The sequence below is a fragment of the Pseudomonas sp. BF-R-26 genome, assembly GCF_019947395.1.
GTDB classification, from domain to species: Bacteria; Pseudomonadota; Gammaproteobacteria; order Pseudomonadales; family Pseudomonadaceae; genus Aquipseudomonas; species Aquipseudomonas farris.
This window is the reverse complement of record NZ_JAGYGK010000010.1, coordinates 36,165-54,139: the sequence shown is the minus strand read 5'-3', so window position 1 is coordinate 54,139 and position 17,975 is coordinate 36,165. Positions and strand designations below refer to the sequence as shown.

Genomic DNA, 17,975 nt, shown 5'->3' with positions numbered 1-17,975 from the left:
ACCATACGGGGCCGGGCTGAACGCCCGAGACCCTCTACTCAGGCGCGACCGATATCGGCGAACTTCGCCTGGGTGTGTTCGGCCAACACGGCGGGCGCCAGTTCAACTTCCAGACCACGCCGTCCGGCGCTGACGAAAATGCTGGAAAAAGGCTGGGCTGAACGGTCAATAAAGGTACGCAGGCGCTTCTTCTGCCCGAGCGGGCTGATGCCGCCCAACAGATACCCCGTCGAACGCTGTGCAGCCGCGGGGTCGGCCATTTCGACTTTTTTTACGCCAGCGGCATGCGCCAGCGCCTTCAAGTCCAGACTTCCGACGACCGGCACCACCGCCACCAACAACTCTCCCTTCTCGCTGGCCGCCAACAATGTCTTGAACACCTGAGCCGGGTCCAACCCCAGTTTTTCCGCGGCCTCCAGACCATAGGACGCCGCCTTTGGATCATGTTCGTAACTGTGCACGCGATGTTCGGCACGAACTTTTTTCAACAAATCCAATGCGGGGGTCATGGCAGCTCCAAGCTTGGCGGCAGAAGAAAAATACTGCGCAGGATTCTAGGTCATTGATCGATAAAAGGCTCTATTACAACGCCATTTCAATAGCTTGGCCGGCCTTCGGTGCCGTTCGTCCACGGTCGGCCTGCCTGATGAACGATGCGGTCATTCACGTGACTAATAGTTGAAATGTGACCAACAGTTCACTTTCGACCTTTGACAGCAGCGTTTCTTGTCTATATTTTTTCGAATCTGAATACTGTACGAATGTCTCACCGCAGCACCCAGCAGTAAGCCGAGCACAGGATGGGGATTCTGCCTTGGTGAAAATCGCGCTTTGACCTTGATGAAAAAGCGCCAGACAACAACAAAAACGAGGTTTTCAATGACAACTGCTTTACAACAACCGTCGCTCTCGAGCCAATGCATGGCCGAGTTTCTGGGTACTGCACTGCTAATCTTTTTCGGTACCGGCTGCGTTGCCGCGCTCAAGGTGGCGGGTGCCAGCTTCGGACTGTGGGAAATCAGCATCATTTGGGGGGTGGGCGTCAGTATGGCGATCTACCTCACCGCCGGCGTTTCCGGCGCGCACCTCAATCCTGCAGTGAGTATCGCGCTGAGCATTTTCGCTGACTTCGAAAAGCGCAAACTGCCGTTCTATATCCTCTCCCAGGTGGCCGGCGCCTTCTGCGGGGCTTTGTTGGTTTACACGCTATACAGCAACCTTTTCTTCGATTTCGAACAAACTCACCAAATGGTTCGTGGCACCCAGGCCAGCCTTGAATTGGCTTCGGTGTTCTCCACCTTCCCGAACCCGGCCCTGACCACAGCCCAGGCCTTTTTGGTTGAAGTGATCATCACCGCCATCCTGATGGGCGTGATCATGTCGCTGACCGACGACAACAATGGCCTGCCCAAAGGGCCGCTGGCGCCGTTGCTGATCGGCCTGCTGATTGCCGTGATCGGTAGCTCGATGGGCCCGTTGACCGGTTTCGCGATGAACCCGGCCCGCGACTTCGGTCCTAAACTAATGACTTTCTTCGCAGGCTGGGGTGAAATTTCCTTCACTGGCGGACGCGATATCCCGTACTTCCTGATCCCGATTTTTGCACCGATTGTTGGTGCCTGCCTCGGTGCTGCAGCTTATCGCGGGCTGATTGCCCGTCATCTGCCCAGCGCCATACCTGCTACAAAGGATGCAGCACCGGCCATTGACGGCAAACCAAGAACGTCTTGAAACCGTTGGCGCGTGATCCTGCCCATGTGGTCCCGCGCCTGACCTCACTTCCTATTTTTCGTCCAAGGCAATCGACATGACCGACATACAGAATAAGAACTACATCATTGCCCTCGATCAGGGTACGACCAGCTCCCGCGCGATCATTTTCGACCGTGACGCGAACGTGGTCTGCACCGCCCAGCGCGAATTCGCGCAGCATTACCCGCAAGCCGGTTGGGTCGAACATGACCCGATGGAAATCTTCGCCACCCAAAGCGCCGTGATGGTCGAGGCCTTGGCTCAAGCCGGCCTGCATCACGATCAGGTCGCGGCCATCGGCATCACCAACCAGCGCGAAACCACCGTAGTCTGGGACAAGACCACCGGCCGCCCGATCTACAACGCGATCGTCTGGCAGTGCCGCCGCAGCACCGAAATCTGCCAGCAGCTCAAGCGCGATGGCCACGAGCAATACATCAGCGACACCACTGGCCTGGTCACCGACCCGTACTTCTCCGGCACCAAACTCAAGTGGATCCTCGACAACGTCGAAGGCAGCCGTGAGCGTGCGCGCAAGGGTGAACTGCTGTTCGGCACCATCGATAGCTGGCTGATCTGGAAATTTACCGGCGGCAAAGTGCACGTCACCGACTACACCAACGCCTCGCGCACCATGCTCTTCAACATCCACACGCTGGAGTGGGACGCCAAGATGCTGGAAGTCCTCGACATCCCGCGCGAGATGCTCCCGGAAGTTAAGTCCTCGTCCGAAATCTACGGCCACACCAAAAGCGGCATCGCCATTGGCGGTATTGCCGGCGACCAGCAGGCGGCCCTCTTCGGCCAGATGTGCGTCGAACCAGGCCAGGCGAAAAACACCTACGGTACCGGTTGCTTCCTGCTGATGAACACCGGCGACAAAGCAGTGAAGTCCAAACACGGCATGCTCACCACCATCGCTTGCGGCCCGCGCGGCGAAGTGGCCTACGCCCTCGAAGGCGCGGTGTTCAACGGTGGCTCCACCGTGCAGTGGCTGCGTGACGAGTTGAAAATCATCAACGACGCCCATGACACCGAATACTTCGCCAACAAGGTCAAGGACAGCAACGGCGTGTACCTGGTGCCGGCCTTCACCGGCCTGGGCGCTCCGTATTGGGACCCGTATGCCCGCGGCGCGCTGTTCGGCCTGACTCGCGGCGTACGCGTGGATCACATCATTCGTGCCGCGCTGGAGTCGATTGCCTACCAGACCCGCGACGTCCTGGACGCCATGCAGCAGGACTCCGGCGAACGCCTCAAGTCCCTGCGCGTGGACGGCGGCGCAGTTGCAAACAACTTCCTGATGCAATTCCAGGCCGACATCCTCGGCACTCAGGTCGAGCGCCCGCAAATGCGCGAAACCACCGCATTGGGCGCGGCTTACCTGGCGGGTCTGGCGTGTGGCTTCTGGGGCAGCCTGGACGAGTTGCGCGGCAAGGCAGTGATCGAGCGCGAGTTCGAACCGACGCTGGACGAAACCGCGAAGGAAAAACTCTACGCTGGCTGGAAGAAAGCTGTCAGCCGTACTCGTGATTGGGAACCGCACGAAGGCGCTGAATAAGCCAAGGATGGGGTTCTAACTGGTAGGGAGCAGATTCCTGCGGCATCATGGGCAAATTTTGCACGGCAGCCCAAAGGAAGCCCCATGAATCTGCCTCCCCGTCAGCAGCAAATCCTCGAACTGGTCCGCGAACGCGGCTATGTCAGCATCGAGGAAATGGCTCAGCTGTTCGTCGTTACACCGCAAACCATCCGCCGCGATATCAATCAACTGGCGGAAGTCAATCTGCTGCGTCGCTACCACGGCGGCGCAGCCTATGATTCCAGCGTCGAAAACACCGCCTACGCCATGCGCGCCGATCAGATGCGCGATGAAAAACAGCGTATCGGCGAAGCCATTGCCGCTCAGATTCCCGATCACGCCTCGCTGTTCATTAATATCGGTACCACCACCGAATCCATCGCTCGGGCGCTGCTCAACCACAACCACCTGAAGATCATCACCAACAACCTGCATGTGGCCTCGATGCTCAGCGCCAAGGACGATTTCGACGTGCTGCTGACCGGTGGCAACGTGCGGCGGGACGGTGGCGTGGTCGGTCAGGCGAGTGTCGACTTCATTAACCAGTTCAAGGTCGACTTCGCACTGGTCGGCATCAGCGGCATCGATGAAGACGGCAGTTTGCTGGACTTCGATTATCAGGAAGTGCGGGTGTCCCAGGCGATCATCGCCAATGCCCGGCAGGTGATCCTCGCGGCGGACTCCAGCAAATTCGGGCGCAATGCCATGATTCGCCTGGGGCCGATCAGCCTGATCGATTGCCTGGTCACTGATCAGCAGCCTTCGCCGGCCTTGGCGCAGTTGTTGAGCCAGCACAAGATTCGGTTGGAAGTGGTTTAACCCCCTTCGAAAACAGCACGCTCCCTTGTGGCGAGGGAGCTTGCTCCCGCTCGGCTGCGCAGCAGACGCAAATCAGACAATTTGTTCTTCCTGAAAAACCGCGCTCACCGGTTTTAGGGCTGCTTCGCAGCCCAGCGGGAGCAAGCTCCCTCGCCAAAAAAGCCCTCCCACGCTCATTAAATGTTCGTAAATTTTCCTTTAACTGCCCTTCGATCAGTATTTTCAATCGAAGTGGACTGGCTGCGGGCGTCTTTATGGGCTAATATTTTCGCAAATGAACATTAATGTTCGAATTCCAATATAGAAAATCAAAAGCCCGAGGCCAGCCGATGCCCACTTCTACCTTGCCTACGCCCCCTCTTGCCGAGGTTTACGATATCGCCGTCATTGGTGGTGGGATCAATGGCGTGGGGATCGCAGCGGATGCCGCCGGTCGCGGTCTTTCGGTATTCCTTTGCGAAAAGGATGACTTGGCCAGCCACACCTCGTCCGCCAGCAGCAAGCTGATCCACGGCGGCCTGCGCTATCTCGAACATTACGAATTCCGCCTGGTGCGCGAAGCCCTCGCCGAGCGCGAAGTGCTGCTGGCCAAGGCGCCGCACATCGTTAAACAGATGCGTTTCGTGCTGCCGCACCGCCCGCACCTCCGTCCGGCCTGGATGATCCGCGCCGGCCTGTTCCTTTATGATCACCTCGGTAAACGGGAAAAACTCGAAGGCTCGAAAAGCCTGAAGTTCGGCCCGGACAGCCCGCTGAAAAGCGAAATCACCAAAGGCTTCGAATATTCCGATTGCTGGGTCGATGACGCACGCCTGGTCGTACTGAACGCCATGGCCGCCCGCGAGAAAGGCGCTCACGTCCATACCCAAACCCGTTGCGTCAGTGCCCGTCGCACCAAAGGCCTGTGGCACCTGCACCTGGAACGCGCCGATGGCAGCCTGTTTTCGATCCGCGCCAAAGCGCTGGTGAACGCAGCCGGCCCGTGGGTCGCCAAGTTCATTCGTGACGACCTGAAGATGGAATCGCCGTACGGCATCCGTCTGATCCAGGGCAGCCACCTGATCGTGCCGAAACTGTATGAAGGCGAACACGCGCACATTCTGCAAAACGAAGATCAGCGCATCGTGTTCACCATTCCGTACCTGAATCACTTCACCCTGATCGGCACCACCGACCGCGAGTACACCGGCGACCCGGCGAAAGTTGCGATCACCGAAGGCGAAACCGATTACCTGCTCAAAGTGGTCAACGCCCACTTCAAGAAGCAAATCAGCCGCGACGACATCCTGCACAGCTATTCCGGCGTTCGCCCGCTGTGCAACGACGAGTCCGACAACCCATCGGCCGTCACCCGCGATTACACATTGGCGTTGTCGGGCAGTGGCGAAGAAGCGCCGCTGCTGTCGGTGTTCGGCGGCAAGCTGACGACTTACCGCAAACTGGCCGAATCGGCGCTGGCGCAACTGGCCCCGTACTTCACGCACATCAAGCCAAGCTGGACCGCCAGCGCCACCCTGCCCGGCGGCGAAGACATGACCACCCCGCAAGCCTTGAGCTTGCGGATCCGCGACAAGTTCGACTGGGTGCCCACCGAGATCGCTCGACGTTGGGCCACCACTTACGGCAGCCGCACCTGGCGCATGCTCGAAGGCGTGGAAAGCCTCAGTGATCTGGGCGAACACATCGGCGGCGGTCTCTACACCCGCGAAGTCGATTACCTGTGCAGCGAAGAATGGGCGACCACCGCCCACGATATTCTGTGGCGCCGCAGCAAGCTCGGGCTGTTCACCACCCCGGCGGAACAGCAAAAGCTCAAGGATTACCTGAACAAGGTCGAACAGAACCGCAGCAAGATCCAAGCGGCCTGATCGGGAATCCGGTTGAACCAAAGCCCCTGAATCGTGAGATTCAGGGGCTTTTTTGTATTCCGAACGCATCGCGAACCCCTGTGGGAGCCGGGCTCGCCCGCGATGACGCCAGCACAGTCAATAATAATGTCGACTGATACACCGCTATCGCGGGCAAGCCCGCTCCCACAGGGTTTGAGTAAAACCCAAGATTGCATTCGGTTTTCCGAACGCGACTTGCCAGTCGATTCGGTAAACCGGATTGCCCAATAGAAAATTCAACGCCACAAATATTTAATAACGTTATAAATCAATGAGTTGATCTATATCGCCTGGCCTGGCACGAGTCATGCTCTACACTCTTGGACGAATGCCTGTTGCGCCAACGCTTCAGGAGCCGTCAGGCATTCGAAGCACCAAAAGGCCGATGAACTGGCTCCATAAAAAAAACAATGTCGAGGAAAATTTGATGCGCATCGTTCCCCATATCCTGGGCGCAGCCATTGCTGCCGCTCTGATTAGCACTCCAGTTTTCGCAGCCGAACTCACCGGCACACTGAAGAAGATCAAAGAGTCCGGCACCATCACCCTCGGGCATCGTGACGCTTCCATTCCGTTTTCCTATATCGCGGACGCTTCCGGCAAACCGGTTGGCTACTCCCACGATATCCAGCTGAAAATCGTTGAAGCCATCAAGAAAGACCTGGACATGCCCAACCTCCAGGTCAAATACAACCTGGTGACCTCGCAAACCCGTATCCCGCTGGTGCAGAACGGCACCGTGGACGTCGAGTGCGGCTCCACCACCAACAACGTCGAACGTCAGCAGCAAGTTGACTTCTCCGTGGGTATCTTCGAAATCGGCACCAAGCTGCTGGCCAAGAAAGACTCGCCGTACAAAGACTTCGCCGACCTCAAAGGCAAGAACGTCGTGACCACCGCCGGCACCACGTCCGAGCGCATCCTCAAGTCGATGAACGCCGACAAGCAGATGGGCATGAACGTGATCTCCGCCAAAGACCATGGCGAGTCCTTCCAGATGCTGGAAACCGGCCGTGCCGTTGCTTTCATGATGGACGACGCCTTGTTGGCGGGCGAAATGGCCAAGGCCAAGAAGCCGGATGACTGGGCCGTGACCGGCACACCACAATCGTTCGAAATCTACGGCTGCATGGTTCGCAAGGGCGACGCACCGTTCAAGAAAGCCGTCGACGACGCCATCATCGCGACCTACAAGTCGGGCGAGATCAACAAGATCTACGAAAAATGGTTCATGCAGCCAATTCCGCCAAAAGGCCTGAATCTGATGTTCCCGATGAGCGAAGAGCTCAAGGCCCTGATCGCCAATCCGACCGACAAAGCGGCTGACGAAAAGAAATCCTGATTTCTGACTAACCTTATCCCCTGAGAGGGCCTTTTGCCCTTTCAGGGATTTGTCACTCCCTGCTGGCATTTTTGGAAACACTCGAACCGGTGGTTGTCGAGCCGCTCGTGTGTGCCTGACGTCATGGTCGGGCGGGAACGGAGATTCCCCAGGCGGGCATTTGTAAATCGAACGAATCCGAGGGGAGACCCTAATGAATTACAACTGGGACTGGGGCGTGTTCTTCAAGTCCACCGGCGTGGGCAGCGAGATTTATTTCGACTGGTACCTCTCCGGTTTGGGCTGGACCATCGCCATTGCCGTCGCAGCCTGGATCATCGCGCTGCTACTAGGCTCGATTCTGGGCGTCATGCGCACGGTGCCGAATCGCATCGTATCGGGCATCGCGACCTGCTACGTCGAACTCTTCCGTAACGTGCCGCTGCTGGTTCAGCTGTTCATCTGGTACTTCCTGGTACCCGACCTGCTGCCTGCGGACATCCAGGAGTGGTACAAGCAAGATCTCAACCCGACCACCTCGGCCTTCCTCAGCGTCGTCGTGTGCCTGGGTCTGTTCACCACCGCTCGGGTTTGCGAACAAGTGCGCACCGGTATCCAGGCGCTGCCTCGCGGCCAGGAATCCGCTGCCCGCGCCATGGGTTTCAAGCTGCCGCAGATCTACTGGAACGTGCTGCTGCCCCAGGCTTACCGCATCATTATTCCGCCGCTTACCTCGGAATTTTTGAACGTGTTCAAGAACTCGTCCGTGGCCTCGCTGATCGGCCTGATGGAGCTGCTCGCGCAGACCAAACAGACCGCCGAGTTCTCCGCCAACCTGTTCGAAGCCTTCACCTTGGCGACGCTGATCTACTTCACCCTGAACATGGGCCTGATGTTACTGATGCGCGGTGTCGAGAAGAAAGTTGCCGTACCAGGCCTGATCTCCGTAGGGGGTAAATGATGGAATTCGACTTCTCGGGCATCATTCCGTCCCTGCCGGGCTTGTGGAACGGCATGGTCATGACCCTCAAACTCATGGCCCTGGGCGTGACCGGCGGGATCATCCTCGGCACGATCCTGGCACTGATGCGCCTGTCCCACAGCAAACTGCTGTCGAACATCGCCGGCGCCTACGTTAACTACTTCCGCTCGATTCCACTGCTGCTGGTCATCACCTGGTTCTACCTGGCGGTGCCGTTCGTACTACGCTGGATCACCGGCGAAGATACTCCGATCGGCGCGTTCGCCTCGTGCATCGTAGCCTTCATGATGTTCGAAGCAGCGTACTTCTGCGAAATCGTCCGGGCCGGCGTGCAGTCGATCCCCAAGGGCCAGATGGGTGCTGCCCAGGCATTGGGCATGGGCTACGGCCAAATGATGCGATTGATCATCCTGCCGCAAGCGTTCCGCAAGATGACCCCGCTGCTGCTGCAACAGAGCATTATCCTGTTTCAGGACACCTCGCTGGTTTACGCGGTGGGTCTGGTGGACTTCCTCAATGCCTCGCGCGCCAGTGGCGACATCATCGGCCGCTCCAATGAGTTCCTGATCTTCGCCGGTTTCACATACTTCATCATCAGCTTTGCCGCCTCGCAGCTGGTCAAGCGTCTGCAAAAAAGGTTTGCCGTATGATCTCTATCAAGAATGTCAACAAGTGGTATGGCGACTTCCAGGTACTGACTGACTGCAGCACCGAGGTCAAAAAAGGCGAAGTGATCGTGGTGTGCGGACCATCCGGTTCCGGAAAATCCACCCTGATCAAATGCGTCAACGCGCTGGAACCGTTCCAGAAAGGCGACGTGATCGTCGATGGCACGTCCATCGCCGACCCGAAGACCAACCTGCCGAAACTGCGTTCCCGCGTCGGCATGGTGTTCCAGCATTTCGAACTGTTCCCGCACCTGAGCATCATGGATAACCTGACCATCGCGCAAATCAAGGTGCTGGGCCGCAGCAAGGAAGAAGCCTCAAAAAAAGCCCTGCAACTGCTTGAGCGAGTCGGGCTATCTGCCCATGCGCATAAGCACCCGGGCCAGCTTTCTGGTGGTCAGCAACAGCGTGTGGCGATTGCCCGTGCGCTGGCGATGGACCCGATCGTCATGCTGTTCGACGAACCGACCTCGGCGCTGGACCCGGAAATGGTCAACGAAGTACTCGACGTGATGGTGCAACTGGCCCATGAAGGCATGACCATGATGTGCGTGACCCATGAAATGGGCTTCGCCCGCAAGGTAGCGGACCGGGTGATTTTCATGGACCAGGGCAAGATCATCGAAGACTGCAAGAAAGAAGAGTTCTTCGGCGACATCAACGCCCGTGCCGAGCGTACACAGCACTTCCTCGCGAAAATTTTGCAGCACTAAGCATCGGACGCCGCTCCCCCTGTGGGAGCTGGCTTGTGTGGCGAGGGGGCTTGCCCCCGTTGGGTCGCGAAGCGGCCCCGGCATTTCGAAGTCAAACCGCATGCAACGGGTTTACGACTGCTTCGCAGCCGAACGGGGGCAAGCCCCCTCGCCACAGAGCCAACTCCCACAAGGATCTGTGGGTATATGGATATTTGTGTTGTGGTTGACCCAAGGCATCTGTGATGAAATGCGACTCCACCCTCTATCGCGCCGCGCCGCCATCACTCGCCGTGAAACCCCGTTTGATTCGCCATCTGTTCCTGCCGCCGCTGGTCATCGCCCTGATGATCGGATTGGGTTACATCGGCTTCTGGGTCAGTGAACACTACGGAATTCGCAGCCTCAGCGAGAATGGCCAGCGTCAGTTGGAACTGCACGCCCGCGCCGTCGAGAGCGAGATCAGCAAGTACACCTACCTGCCCAGCCTGCTGGAACTCGAATCCAGTGTTTCGAAGCTGTTGGCCGACCCGTCTCCGGAACTCCGGCAGACGGTCAACGAATACCTTGAAGGCCTGAACCGGCGCAGCCGCAGTCGGGCCATTTATGTGATGGACACCACCGGTCGCGTACTGGCCACCAGCAACTGGCGCGATGTCGACAGTTATCTGGGTGAAGACCTGTCCTTCCGCGCCTATTTCCAGAACGCCGTACGCGGTCAGTCGGGGCGTTTCTACGGCATCGGCAGCACCAGCGGCGAACCCGGCTATTACCTGGCGCACGGTCTGGAAGAGCACGGCAAGATCATCGGCGTCGCCGTGGTCAAGGTTCGCCTCGAAGCCATGGAAGAACGCTGGCAGCGCGCGCGCCTGGAAGCCTTCGTCAGCGACGAGAACGGCATCATCATTCTCTCCAGCGATCCGGCGCGGCGGCTTAAATCGGTTGTGCCATTGAGCGAGGAAACCAAGGAAAAACTGGCCCGTAGCCTGCAGTATTACTGGTTTCCGCTGAATGAACTGCAACCGCTGGCGCGGGAGAAACTGGCCGAAGGCGAGGAAAAACTGACCTTCCCCGCCAACAGCGAATTGATGTCCGATGAAGAGAACATCAGCTACCTCTCGCAAACCCGGCCGCTGAGCGACACCCCATGGAATTTCACCCTGCTCACCCCCCTGCAGGATTTGCGGCGTGAAGCGATCAATCAGGGGATTCTGGTGGCGGTGGCGTTTGCCCTGGTGGCGTTTCTGCTGATCGCCTGGAACGAGCGACGCAAGGTGATCGCCACCCGCCTCGCGGCGCGGGAAGCCTTGCAGGAAGCCAACAATCAACTGGAGCGTCGGATTACCGAACGCACCACCGACCTGCGCGCCAGCAACGAACGGCTCAAGGGTCAGATCCGTGAACGGCGGCAAGCGGAAGAGACATTGCGCCGGGCCCAGGATGAACTGGTCCAGGCTGGCAAACTGGCGGCCATCGGTCAGATGTCCACCAGTATCGCCCACGAATTGAACCAGCCGCTGGCAGCCTTGCGGACCTTGTCCGGTAATACCGTGCGCTTTCTGGAACGCGGTCAGCTGGATGTGGCCAGCACCAACCTCAAGACCATCAATGAGCTGATCGACCGCATGGGCCGGATCACCGCCAGCCTGCGCTCCTTCGCCCGGCGCGGTGATGACAAGGGCCAGGCCAGCTTTGGCAAAGCCGTAGACGCCGCCCTGCAATTGCTAGGCGGCCGGATGGAAAGCGCGCAACTGCACTTGCACCGCGACCTCGAAGACGTGCAGGTGCTGATCGACCAGACCCGTCTGGAGCAGATCCTGGTCAACCTGATCGGCAACGCGCTCGACGCCATGCAGTCGCAGCCCCAGCCGGAGTTGTGGCTCGAAGGCGAGGAGTTCGACGGCAAATATCGCCTGCGGGTACGCGACAACGGCCACGGTATTGATGCCGAAGCGCGCAAGCATTTGTTCGAACCGTTCTTCACCACCAAACCCGGCGAACAGGGCCTGGGCCTCGGCCTGACGCTTTCAGCCAGCCTGGCCGCCGCCACCGGCGGGCATCTGGGTGTCGAACACCCGGCCAGCGGTGGTACCACCTTCGTCCTAAGTTTACCGTTGGTAAGCCCCACTCCCGCCGAGCCAATATGAACAACGACCTTAGTGTGCTGATCGTCGAAGACGACCCCCATGTCCTGCTCGGTTGCCAACAGGCGCTGACCCTGGAAGACATTCCCTGCGTGGGTGTGGGTAGCGCTGAAGAAGCGCTGGAGCGGGTTGGCGATAACTTCGCCGGCATCGTCATCAGTGACATCCGTCTGCCGGGCATCGATGGCCTGGAACTGCTGACCCGGCTCAAGGCCCGCGATCGCAGCCTGCCGGTGGTGCTGATTACCGGCCACGGCGACATCTCCATGGCCGTCGGCGCGATGCAGAAAGGCGCCTACGATTTCATGGAAAAACCCTTCTCCCCGGAACGTCTGGTAGACGTCGCCCGCCGCGCGCTAGAGCAACGCAGCCTGGCGCGGGAAGTGTCGTCGCTACGTCGACAACTGTTCGAGCGCGACTCCCTCGAAGGCCGGATCATCGGGCGCTCGCCGGCCATGCAGAACCTGCGGGAACTGATCGCCAACGTCGCCGACACCTCGGCCAACGTGCTGATCGAAGGCGAGACCGGTACCGGTAAAGAATTGGTTGCGCGCTGCCTGCATGACTTCAGCCGTCGGCACACCAAACAGTTCGTCGCGCTGAACTGCGGTGGCCTGCCGGAGAACCTGTTCGAAAGCGAAATCTTCGGCCACGAGGCCAACGCCTTCACCGGTGCCGGCAAGCGGCGGATCGGCAAGATCGAACACGCCGACGGCGGCACGCTGTTCCTCGATGAAGTGGAAAGCATGCCGCTACCGTTGCAGATCAAACTGCTGCGGGTGTTGCAGGAACGCACCCTTGAACGCCTCGGCTCGAACCAGAGTGTGGCGGTGGATTGCCGGGTGATCGCCGCGACCAAGTCCGATCTGGATCAATCGAGCAAGGCCGGCGAGTTTCGCAGCGACCTGTATTACCGCCTGAACGTGGTAACCCTGGAACTGCCGCCGCTGCGCGAGCGCCGCGAAGACATCCTGCAACTTTTCGAACACTTCCTGCAGCTGTCATCCCTGCGCTTCGACCGCGCGGTGCCGGAACTGGACAATCAGACCCTGTCGAACCTGATGAGCCACGACTGGCCAGGCAACGTGCGCGAACTACGCAACGTCGCCGAGCGTTTCGCATTGGGCCTGCCGGCCTTCAAAAAATCCGGCGCCAATGGCAACAATCAGGGCCTGGCCTTCGCCGAAGCGGTGGAAGCCTTCGAGCGCAACTTGCTCAGCGACGCCTTGCAGCGCAGCGGCGGCAACCTGACCCAGGCCAGCCAGGAACTGGGGATGGCCAAGACCACGCTGTTCGACAAAGTGAAGAAATACGGGCTGAGTCACTGATGGACCTGATTTTCAAAGCAACCCTGGGCGCGGCGGTGGTGGTGATTCTGGCCATGCTGGCCAAGACCAAAAACTATTACATCGCGGGTTTGGTGCCGCTGTTTCCGACCTTTGCGCTGATCGCCCATTACATCGTCGGCAAGGGGCGCTCGCTGGATGATCTGAAAACCACCATCGTGTTTGGCATGTGGTCGATCATTCCGTACTTCGTCTACCTGGCGACCTTGTATGTGATGGTCGACCGGATGCGGCTGGAGGCTTCACTGGCGGTGGCTGCGGTGGCGTGGTTGATGGCGGCGACGGTGCTGGTCAGTGTGTGGGTTCGCCTGCACGGCTAAATTTAAAAAGATCGCGGCCTGCGGCAGCTCTTACGGGGACGGGGTAAGGGGCAAGTCCCTTGGTTACTGCCCGTAAACCTTCTGCAACTGTGCTTGTGTCAACGCATCTTCAAACGGCACCGGCACCGATTTCACCGCCCCGTAGAGGTTGCGATAACGCCAATAGTTACCGTTGTTGGCCAGTTGATAACCACGCTCGACCACTCGCTGGCCATCAAGGATATAACGCAAGGTTTCCTGGGCTGCCGCTGGCGGTGTCGGCTGCATCAGGTCGGTGGACAAAACGCGCATCGACTCGTCGATACACTCGTCGAGCACGGCCGTGACCTTTGCCAAATCTAGGCCGCCGTCATCGATGCACTGCTTGCCACAGCGCCGAATCGGCTGGCTGACGACTTCGATCCGCATGCGATACAGCGCCGAACCGGCAATGTCCTGAACCTGCACCTGATTGACCAGCACGAAACTGCCGCGATCGGGGGTCAGCATCAGTCTGGGCTCTATCACCAAGCGCGCGGTGACCTGCCCTTCTCCTTGCTTGAACCCGGCCACTTGCGAAGCCTGTTGATAGCGCTTTTGCAGACGCTCCTGCAACGGAACGCCAGCGAGCAAGTCGGCCATCGGTCGCGCCTCGTTGAGCGCGGTTTTTTCCGCATCGCGCTGCAAGCTGCCGCTGCCCATCTGGGTGTTGATCAGGCTGGCGACCAGCAAACCGGCAAGCCCGGCAGTGTTGCCCGAGCTCGCCACCAGATTATGACTCGACGACGCAGCCTTCAAGGCTGCCTGGGAGTCAATCACGGTGCTCGCACCCACAAAGGATTGCGGCAACTGCACATCGACCTTAAGCCCGTGGGTCTGGACATAAGGCAAGGCACTCTGGTCCTTGAAACCGGCCTCAGGGGCCGGTTTTTGCGCACACCCCGGCAGCATCAGCAGGGCCAGCGCACCAGCCACTATAGGCAGACGCTTCATTGCGCGAACGGGGTGATCATTTGCTGACGGCTATTGTCCACAGCCTGATAGAACGCGTTGGACAGGTTGGTGTAGGTCGGCTCGTCCCACTCGCCCTGGGCGGCTTGCGTAGCGACAAAGGGTTTGAACCACAGCAATTTGTTGTCTGCCAGATCGATCACCATGCCCTGTCCGCCCACCTGCGCCATCGGCACGCTGGTCGGCACGATGCTGTAGTAGCTGCGGGTAGCGCCGGTGGCGTAGACATTCACCAGCAGCAGACGATCGACGCCGTAGGTGGCTTTGACCGGCGTCATGTCACGGGTCATGTAGCCTTCGCGGAAACTGGTTTCCTTATAAATCTTCAGGTCGAACGGCTCGTTGATCCGCTTGGCTTTGTAACCCTTTGCCTGCAGCTTGGCGACAAGGACATCGGGCAAGGTATTGAGGTCGCCCACTTGCCATTTTTCGACATTGTCACTGAGCTTGTTGTTAACGCCCTTGTTGATGGCGTAATCGAGAATCCCCTGATTGCCGGTCAACGCCAGCACCGGCTCCGGCACCACAGTGATCGCCACGCCGATAGTCGGCTCTTTGGCATCCCAGAATTGGTGGTCCAGCGGTACTGGAGGTTGCACGTGAGCACAGCCCGTGAGGGTCAGGCAGGCGAGCAACGTCAGTGCTGCCCAGGTGCGTAGAGCGTGAAGATTCATGGATCAAGTCCCTATGATTATTAACGATGCTGCCTATGTCGGCAGCACCGGCAAAAACCGTAGTGGCACATTGATATATTTTTCGACCAGCAATCGTTAGTTGACCGTTCCGCCCTTGGCTTCACTCATGATCTGACGAATCGCACCGACAAACGTCTCCACCGGTTGCCCGCCACTGACGGCGTACTGCCCGTTGAACACCACCGTCGGCACCGAACTCACTCCCCGCGTTAACCACAACTGTTCTTCCTCGCGAACCTCTTTGGCGAATTCATCGGACGCCAGAATCGCCTCGGCCCGCTGCCGATTCAGCCCCACGCTTTCGGCGAGCTGCGCCAATTGCCCGTGATCGGACGGATTGCCGCCCTCGGTGAAATACGCCTTGAACAGTGCGTCTTTCAGGTTGAACTGCAACCCTTCCAGCCCCGCCCAGTGCAGTAAGCGATGAGCATCGAAAGTGTTGTAGATACGGCTGTTGCCGTCCGTGCGAAAGGCAAACCCGACCTCGGCGCCACGCGCGCGGATCATTTCGCGGTTCTTCTGCGATTGCTCAGGCGTCGAGCCATACTTTTCGCTGATGTGTTCGGTGATGTTCTGACCTTCGGGGCCCATCTTCGGGTTCAGTTCGAACGGCTGGAAACGGATCTCGGCCTGGACTTCGTCGCCGAGCAAATCCAGGGCACGGGTCAGGCTATACAGACCGACAACGCACCAGGGGCAGGACACGTCGCTGACGAAATCGATTTTCAGGGGGGTACTCATTACACACCTCGCAGGCTTGGATCGCGCCGGAAAGTTTGAACGATACACCCGAAGGCTGAGCCCGTGTGGCAGCCGTTCCACTCTCCCTGTGGGAGCCGGGCTTGCCCGCGATGACGGTGTTCAAGACGACATCTGCGGTGACTGACACGCCGCCATCGCGGGCAAGCCCGCTCCCACAGGTTTTGGGGTGTTTTGGGGGGCGTGTTTAGTTCTGTTTAGCGTTACTTCCTGAAAGCTACAGCGCCTTGCGCCGACGCCTACAACCACGTCAGAATCCGCCGGCTTGTGCGCCTGGAGGCCCGTCGGTAACTTGGTTCGTGTCACTGATTCCCAGTGATCGGGTTTAGTAGCCCGGCATTTCTTTCCGGTCGCATAAGTGTCATCCAGTCAGGCATTCGCCTGCACTTGATGGTGGCTGTGCGCATGGTGCCCTCGGGCGCGCCGGTTTTGACTGGTGGCCGGTCTACTAACTTGCGCACAGCTGCCTCCCCATTCCGTTTAGTAGCGAGATGAGTTGCAGCTCTACTAACAGGAGTACCAGTTCAATGTTCAAAATCACTCCAAACCCACCGGAAACCGACGACGTTTCCCCGTACGAAACCCCAGGCTCCAAAAAGCTCAACGAAGCCGCCGACCGCGCCCTCGATTACTACCTCAAACCGGTCATTCCCAAAGATACCCCACGCAAACCCAGCACCCTTTACCTCATCGCCCCCGACGCCAATAACGAAACCCTGCTGGTCAACGCCTGCGAATCCCTGGCAGCGGCGAGCGTGATGTTGAGTGATTTCGCGGGGCTGGTGGACGGCCCGCAGCGCAACACCGTGCTCGGCATCCAGAACTCCGTCATGTTGGGTGAACTGGCGGTGAACCGGGTGCTTGATAACTTCGTTCCAACGTAAAACCTGAACCTGTCGGAGAACCTAAACCCTGTGGGAGCGAGCCTGCTCGCTCCCACATTGGATTTTGGGGTTACAGGAGATTTGGGGCGGTTACCGGATCAATCTGCGCCCAGTGCGAGGTGTCTTCGCGATGGGCCTGCAAATACGGCAACACTGCCGCCAACAACGGCGCCTTGAACGCCTCTTGAAAACGATGGGCCAACCCCGGGATCAGCTTCAACTGACTGCCGCGAATGTGCGCCGCCAGGTGCACGCCATGCATCACCGGCAACAACGGATCGGCGGTGCCGTGAACCACCAGCGTCGGCACCCGCAATTGATTAAGCAGCGCCACCCGGCTCCGTTCGGCGAGGATGGCCATGATCTGGCGCTTCACGCCCTCCGGGTTGAATGCCCGGTCATAGGATTGCGCCGCCTGCTGCAACAGCGCCTGCCGGTCATCGCTCACCGCCGGGCTACCCAGCGCCGCCAGCAAATCGGCCTGTTGCTCCAGCGCCACCTCGCGATTCGGTGCGCCGCGTCGCGCGAGTAACTGCACCAGCGCCGCACTCGGTGCCGGCAAACCTTCGGCACCCGAGCTGGTCATCAACAACGTCAGGCTCTCGACACGCTGCGGTGCCATCGCCGCCATATGTTGGGCGATCATCCCGCCCATGCTGGCGCCCAGTACGTGGAATTGTTTGACGTGCAAAGCATCCATCAGTCCAAAGGCATCATCCGCCATGTCGGTCAGGGTGTACGGCGCCGATACCGGCAAACCGAGTTTGTAGCGCAACACTTCGAAGGTCAGGTTGGCCTCGATAGGCGTCTGCCGCCAAGTCGAGAGGCCCACATCGCGATTGTCATAGCGAATCACCCGAAAACCCTGCTGACACAGCGCAACCACCACCTCGTCCGGCCAGTGAATCAACTGCCCGCCCAGGCCCATCACTAGCAACAACGCAGGATCCGAGGCACGGCCAATGCTCTGGTAGGCCAGGCTCACCTGTTCCAGATCGACCCGCTCGGTCGGAACATTGACATCGCACCGCGCAGCCGCCAGGGACGACAGGCTGAACAATAAAGCGGCCAGAAAAGTGGCCGCCGATAAAAATAAAGCACGCATGAAAAACACCGAAACGCAGAACTCCAG

17 protein-coding genes are annotated in these 17,975 nt (G+C 59.0%); 12 read left to right on the top strand and 5 right to left on the bottom strand.

Going from position 1 to position 17,975, the window contains the following annotated elements; genetic code table 11:
- Positions 1-38 precede the first annotated feature (38 nt).
- Positions 39-509, bottom strand: coding sequence for a Cys-tRNA(Pro) deacylase (gene ybaK / locus KGB18_RS16410; RefSeq protein ID WP_123719361.1), 471 nt, complete (start codon positions 507-509; stop codon positions 39-41).
- A gap of 370 nt (positions 510-879) precedes the next feature.
- On the opposite strand from ybaK, the gene KGB18_RS16405 reads away from it, so the two are divergent.
- From KGB18_RS16405 to KGB18_RS16355, 11 genes are all read left to right on the top strand, one after another.
- Complete coding sequence (locus KGB18_RS16405) at positions 880-1,731, top strand: MIP/aquaporin family protein (RefSeq protein WP_123358047.1); 852 nt, start codon at positions 880-882, stop codon at positions 1,729-1,731.
- 76 nt (positions 1,732-1,807) lie between these two features.
- A complete protein-coding gene (glpK, locus tag KGB18_RS16400; RefSeq protein ID WP_007898522.1) occupies positions 1,808-3,313 on the top strand; it encodes a glycerol kinase GlpK in 1,506 nt (501 codons plus the stop codon).
- Between the two features lie 84 nt (positions 3,314-3,397).
- Positions 3,398-4,153 (top strand): DeoR/GlpR family transcriptional regulator, encoded by a 756-nt coding sequence (locus tag KGB18_RS16395; protein ID WP_007898523.1) that lies wholly within the window; start codon positions 3,398-3,400, stop codon positions 4,151-4,153.
- Positions 4,154-4,482: 329 nt separating this feature from the next.
- Positions 4,483-6,021: a glycerol-3-phosphate dehydrogenase gene (gene glpD / locus KGB18_RS16390; protein WP_123719362.1), complete on the top strand. Its 1,539-nt coding sequence runs from the start codon at positions 4,483-4,485 to the stop codon at positions 6,019-6,021.
- 448 nt (positions 6,022-6,469) lie between these two features.
- A complete protein-coding gene (locus KGB18_RS16385; RefSeq protein ID WP_123719542.1) occupies positions 6,470-7,384 on the top strand; it encodes a glutamate/aspartate ABC transporter substrate-binding protein in 915 nt (304 codons plus the stop codon).
- 193 nt (positions 7,385-7,577) lie between these two features.
- Positions 7,578-8,324 (top strand): amino acid ABC transporter permease, encoded by a 747-nt coding sequence (locus KGB18_RS16380; RefSeq protein WP_030128211.1) that lies wholly within the window; start codon positions 7,578-7,580, stop codon positions 8,322-8,324.
- Positions 8,324-8,995 carry an amino acid ABC transporter permease gene (locus KGB18_RS16375; RefSeq protein WP_123719363.1) on the top strand — a complete coding sequence of 224 codons (672 nt, stop codon included), beginning with the start codon at positions 8,324-8,326 and terminating at the stop codon, positions 8,993-8,995. The genes KGB18_RS16380 and KGB18_RS16375 overlap by 1 nt, the downstream gene beginning before the upstream one ends.
- Positions 8,992-9,726 (top strand): amino acid ABC transporter ATP-binding protein, encoded by a 735-nt coding sequence (locus KGB18_RS16370; protein ID WP_052966165.1) that lies wholly within the window; start codon positions 8,992-8,994, stop codon positions 9,724-9,726. The genes KGB18_RS16375 and KGB18_RS16370 overlap by 4 nt, the downstream gene beginning before the upstream one ends.
- A gap of 224 nt (positions 9,727-9,950) precedes the next feature.
- The gene (locus KGB18_RS16365) at positions 9,951-11,852 is read left to right on the top strand and encodes a sensor histidine kinase (protein ID WP_123719364.1); all 1,902 of its coding nucleotides are present in this window, start codon (positions 9,951-9,953) and stop codon (positions 11,850-11,852) included.
- Positions 11,849-13,177, top strand: a complete 1,329-nt coding sequence (locus KGB18_RS16360; protein WP_123719365.1) for a sigma-54-dependent transcriptional regulator — start codon at positions 11,849-11,851, stop codon at positions 13,175-13,177. Before KGB18_RS16365 ends, KGB18_RS16360 begins: the two co-directional genes overlap by 4 nt.
- An 8-nt stretch (positions 13,178-13,185) precedes the next feature.
- Positions 13,186-13,515, top strand: a complete 330-nt coding sequence (locus KGB18_RS16355; RefSeq protein ID WP_176466865.1) for a GlpM family protein — start codon at positions 13,186-13,188, stop codon at positions 13,513-13,515.
- Positions 13,516-13,578: 63 nt separating this feature from the next.
- Here KGB18_RS16355 and KGB18_RS16350 read toward each other — a convergent pair whose 3' ends face one another.
- The 3 genes from KGB18_RS16350 to KGB18_RS16340 all read right to left on the bottom strand — a co-directional run bounded on the left by KGB18_RS16350 (position 13,579) and on the right by KGB18_RS16340 (position 15,941).
- On the bottom strand, positions 13,579-14,487 hold the full coding sequence (locus KGB18_RS16350; RefSeq protein WP_123719366.1) for a hypothetical protein: 909 nt from the start codon (positions 14,485-14,487) through the stop codon (positions 13,579-13,581).
- Complete coding sequence (locus tag KGB18_RS16345; protein WP_123719367.1) at positions 14,484-15,179, bottom strand: hypothetical protein; 696 nt, start codon at positions 15,177-15,179, stop codon at positions 14,484-14,486. Before KGB18_RS16345 ends, KGB18_RS16350 begins: the two co-directional genes overlap by 4 nt.
- 96 nt (positions 15,180-15,275) lie before the next feature.
- Positions 15,276-15,941: a DsbA family oxidoreductase gene (locus KGB18_RS16340; RefSeq protein ID WP_123719368.1), complete on the bottom strand. Its 666-nt coding sequence runs from the start codon at positions 15,939-15,941 to the stop codon at positions 15,276-15,278.
- 545 nt (positions 15,942-16,486) lie between these two features.
- On the opposite strand from KGB18_RS16340, the gene KGB18_RS16335 reads away from it, so the two are divergent.
- Positions 16,487-16,843, top strand: a complete 357-nt coding sequence (locus tag KGB18_RS16335) for a DUF6124 family protein (protein WP_223570240.1) — start codon at positions 16,487-16,489, stop codon at positions 16,841-16,843.
- Between the two features lie 70 nt (positions 16,844-16,913).
- Here KGB18_RS16335 and KGB18_RS16330 read toward each other — a convergent pair whose 3' ends face one another.
- Positions 16,914-17,948 (bottom strand): alpha/beta fold hydrolase, encoded by a 1,035-nt coding sequence (locus KGB18_RS16330; protein ID WP_123719370.1) that lies wholly within the window; start codon positions 17,946-17,948, stop codon positions 16,914-16,916.
- Positions 17,949-17,975 lie beyond the last annotated feature (27 nt).

What these genes read in the sequence shown, in the direction of transcription:
- ybaK (WP_123719361.1), bottom strand. Translation starts at nt 509, where the DNA reads ATGACCCCCGCATTGGATTTGTTGAAAAAAGTTCGTGCCGAACATCGC.
- KGB18_RS16405 (WP_123358047.1), top strand. Translation starts at nt 880, where the DNA reads ATGACAACTGCTTTACAACAACCGTCGCTCTCGAGCCAATGCATGGCC.
- glpK (WP_007898522.1), top strand. Translation starts at nt 1,808, where the DNA reads ATGACCGACATACAGAATAAGAACTACATCATTGCCCTCGATCAGGGT.
- KGB18_RS16395 (WP_007898523.1), top strand. Translation starts at nt 3,398, where the DNA reads ATGAATCTGCCTCCCCGTCAGCAGCAAATCCTCGAACTGGTCCGCGAA.
- glpD (WP_123719362.1), top strand. Translation starts at nt 4,483, where the DNA reads ATGCCCACTTCTACCTTGCCTACGCCCCCTCTTGCCGAGGTTTACGAT.
- KGB18_RS16385 (WP_123719542.1), top strand. Translation starts at nt 6,470, where the DNA reads ATGCGCATCGTTCCCCATATCCTGGGCGCAGCCATTGCTGCCGCTCTG.
- KGB18_RS16380 (WP_030128211.1), top strand. Translation starts at nt 7,578, where the DNA reads ATGAATTACAACTGGGACTGGGGCGTGTTCTTCAAGTCCACCGGCGTG.
- KGB18_RS16375 (WP_123719363.1), top strand. Translation starts at nt 8,324, where the DNA reads ATGGAATTCGACTTCTCGGGCATCATTCCGTCCCTGCCGGGCTTGTGG.
- KGB18_RS16370 (WP_052966165.1), top strand. Translation starts at nt 8,992, where the DNA reads ATGATCTCTATCAAGAATGTCAACAAGTGGTATGGCGACTTCCAGGTA.
- KGB18_RS16365 (WP_123719364.1), top strand. Translation starts at nt 9,951, where the DNA reads ATGAAATGCGACTCCACCCTCTATCGCGCCGCGCCGCCATCACTCGCC.
- KGB18_RS16360 (WP_123719365.1), top strand. Translation starts at nt 11,849, where the DNA reads ATGAACAACGACCTTAGTGTGCTGATCGTCGAAGACGACCCCCATGTC.
- KGB18_RS16350 (WP_123719366.1), bottom strand. Translation starts at nt 14,487, where the DNA reads ATGAAGCGTCTGCCTATAGTGGCTGGTGCGCTGGCCCTGCTGATGCTG.
- KGB18_RS16345 (WP_123719367.1), bottom strand. Translation starts at nt 15,179, where the DNA reads ATGAATCTTCACGCTCTACGCACCTGGGCAGCACTGACGTTGCTCGCC.
- KGB18_RS16340 (WP_123719368.1), bottom strand. Translation starts at nt 15,941, where the DNA reads ATGAGTACCCCCCTGAAAATCGATTTCGTCAGCGACGTGTCCTGCCCC.
- KGB18_RS16335 (WP_223570240.1), top strand. Translation starts at nt 16,487, where the DNA reads ATGTTCAAAATCACTCCAAACCCACCGGAAACCGACGACGTTTCCCCG.
- KGB18_RS16330 (WP_123719370.1), bottom strand. Translation starts at nt 17,948, where the DNA reads ATGCGTGCTTTATTTTTATCGGCGGCCACTTTTCTGGCCGCTTTATTG.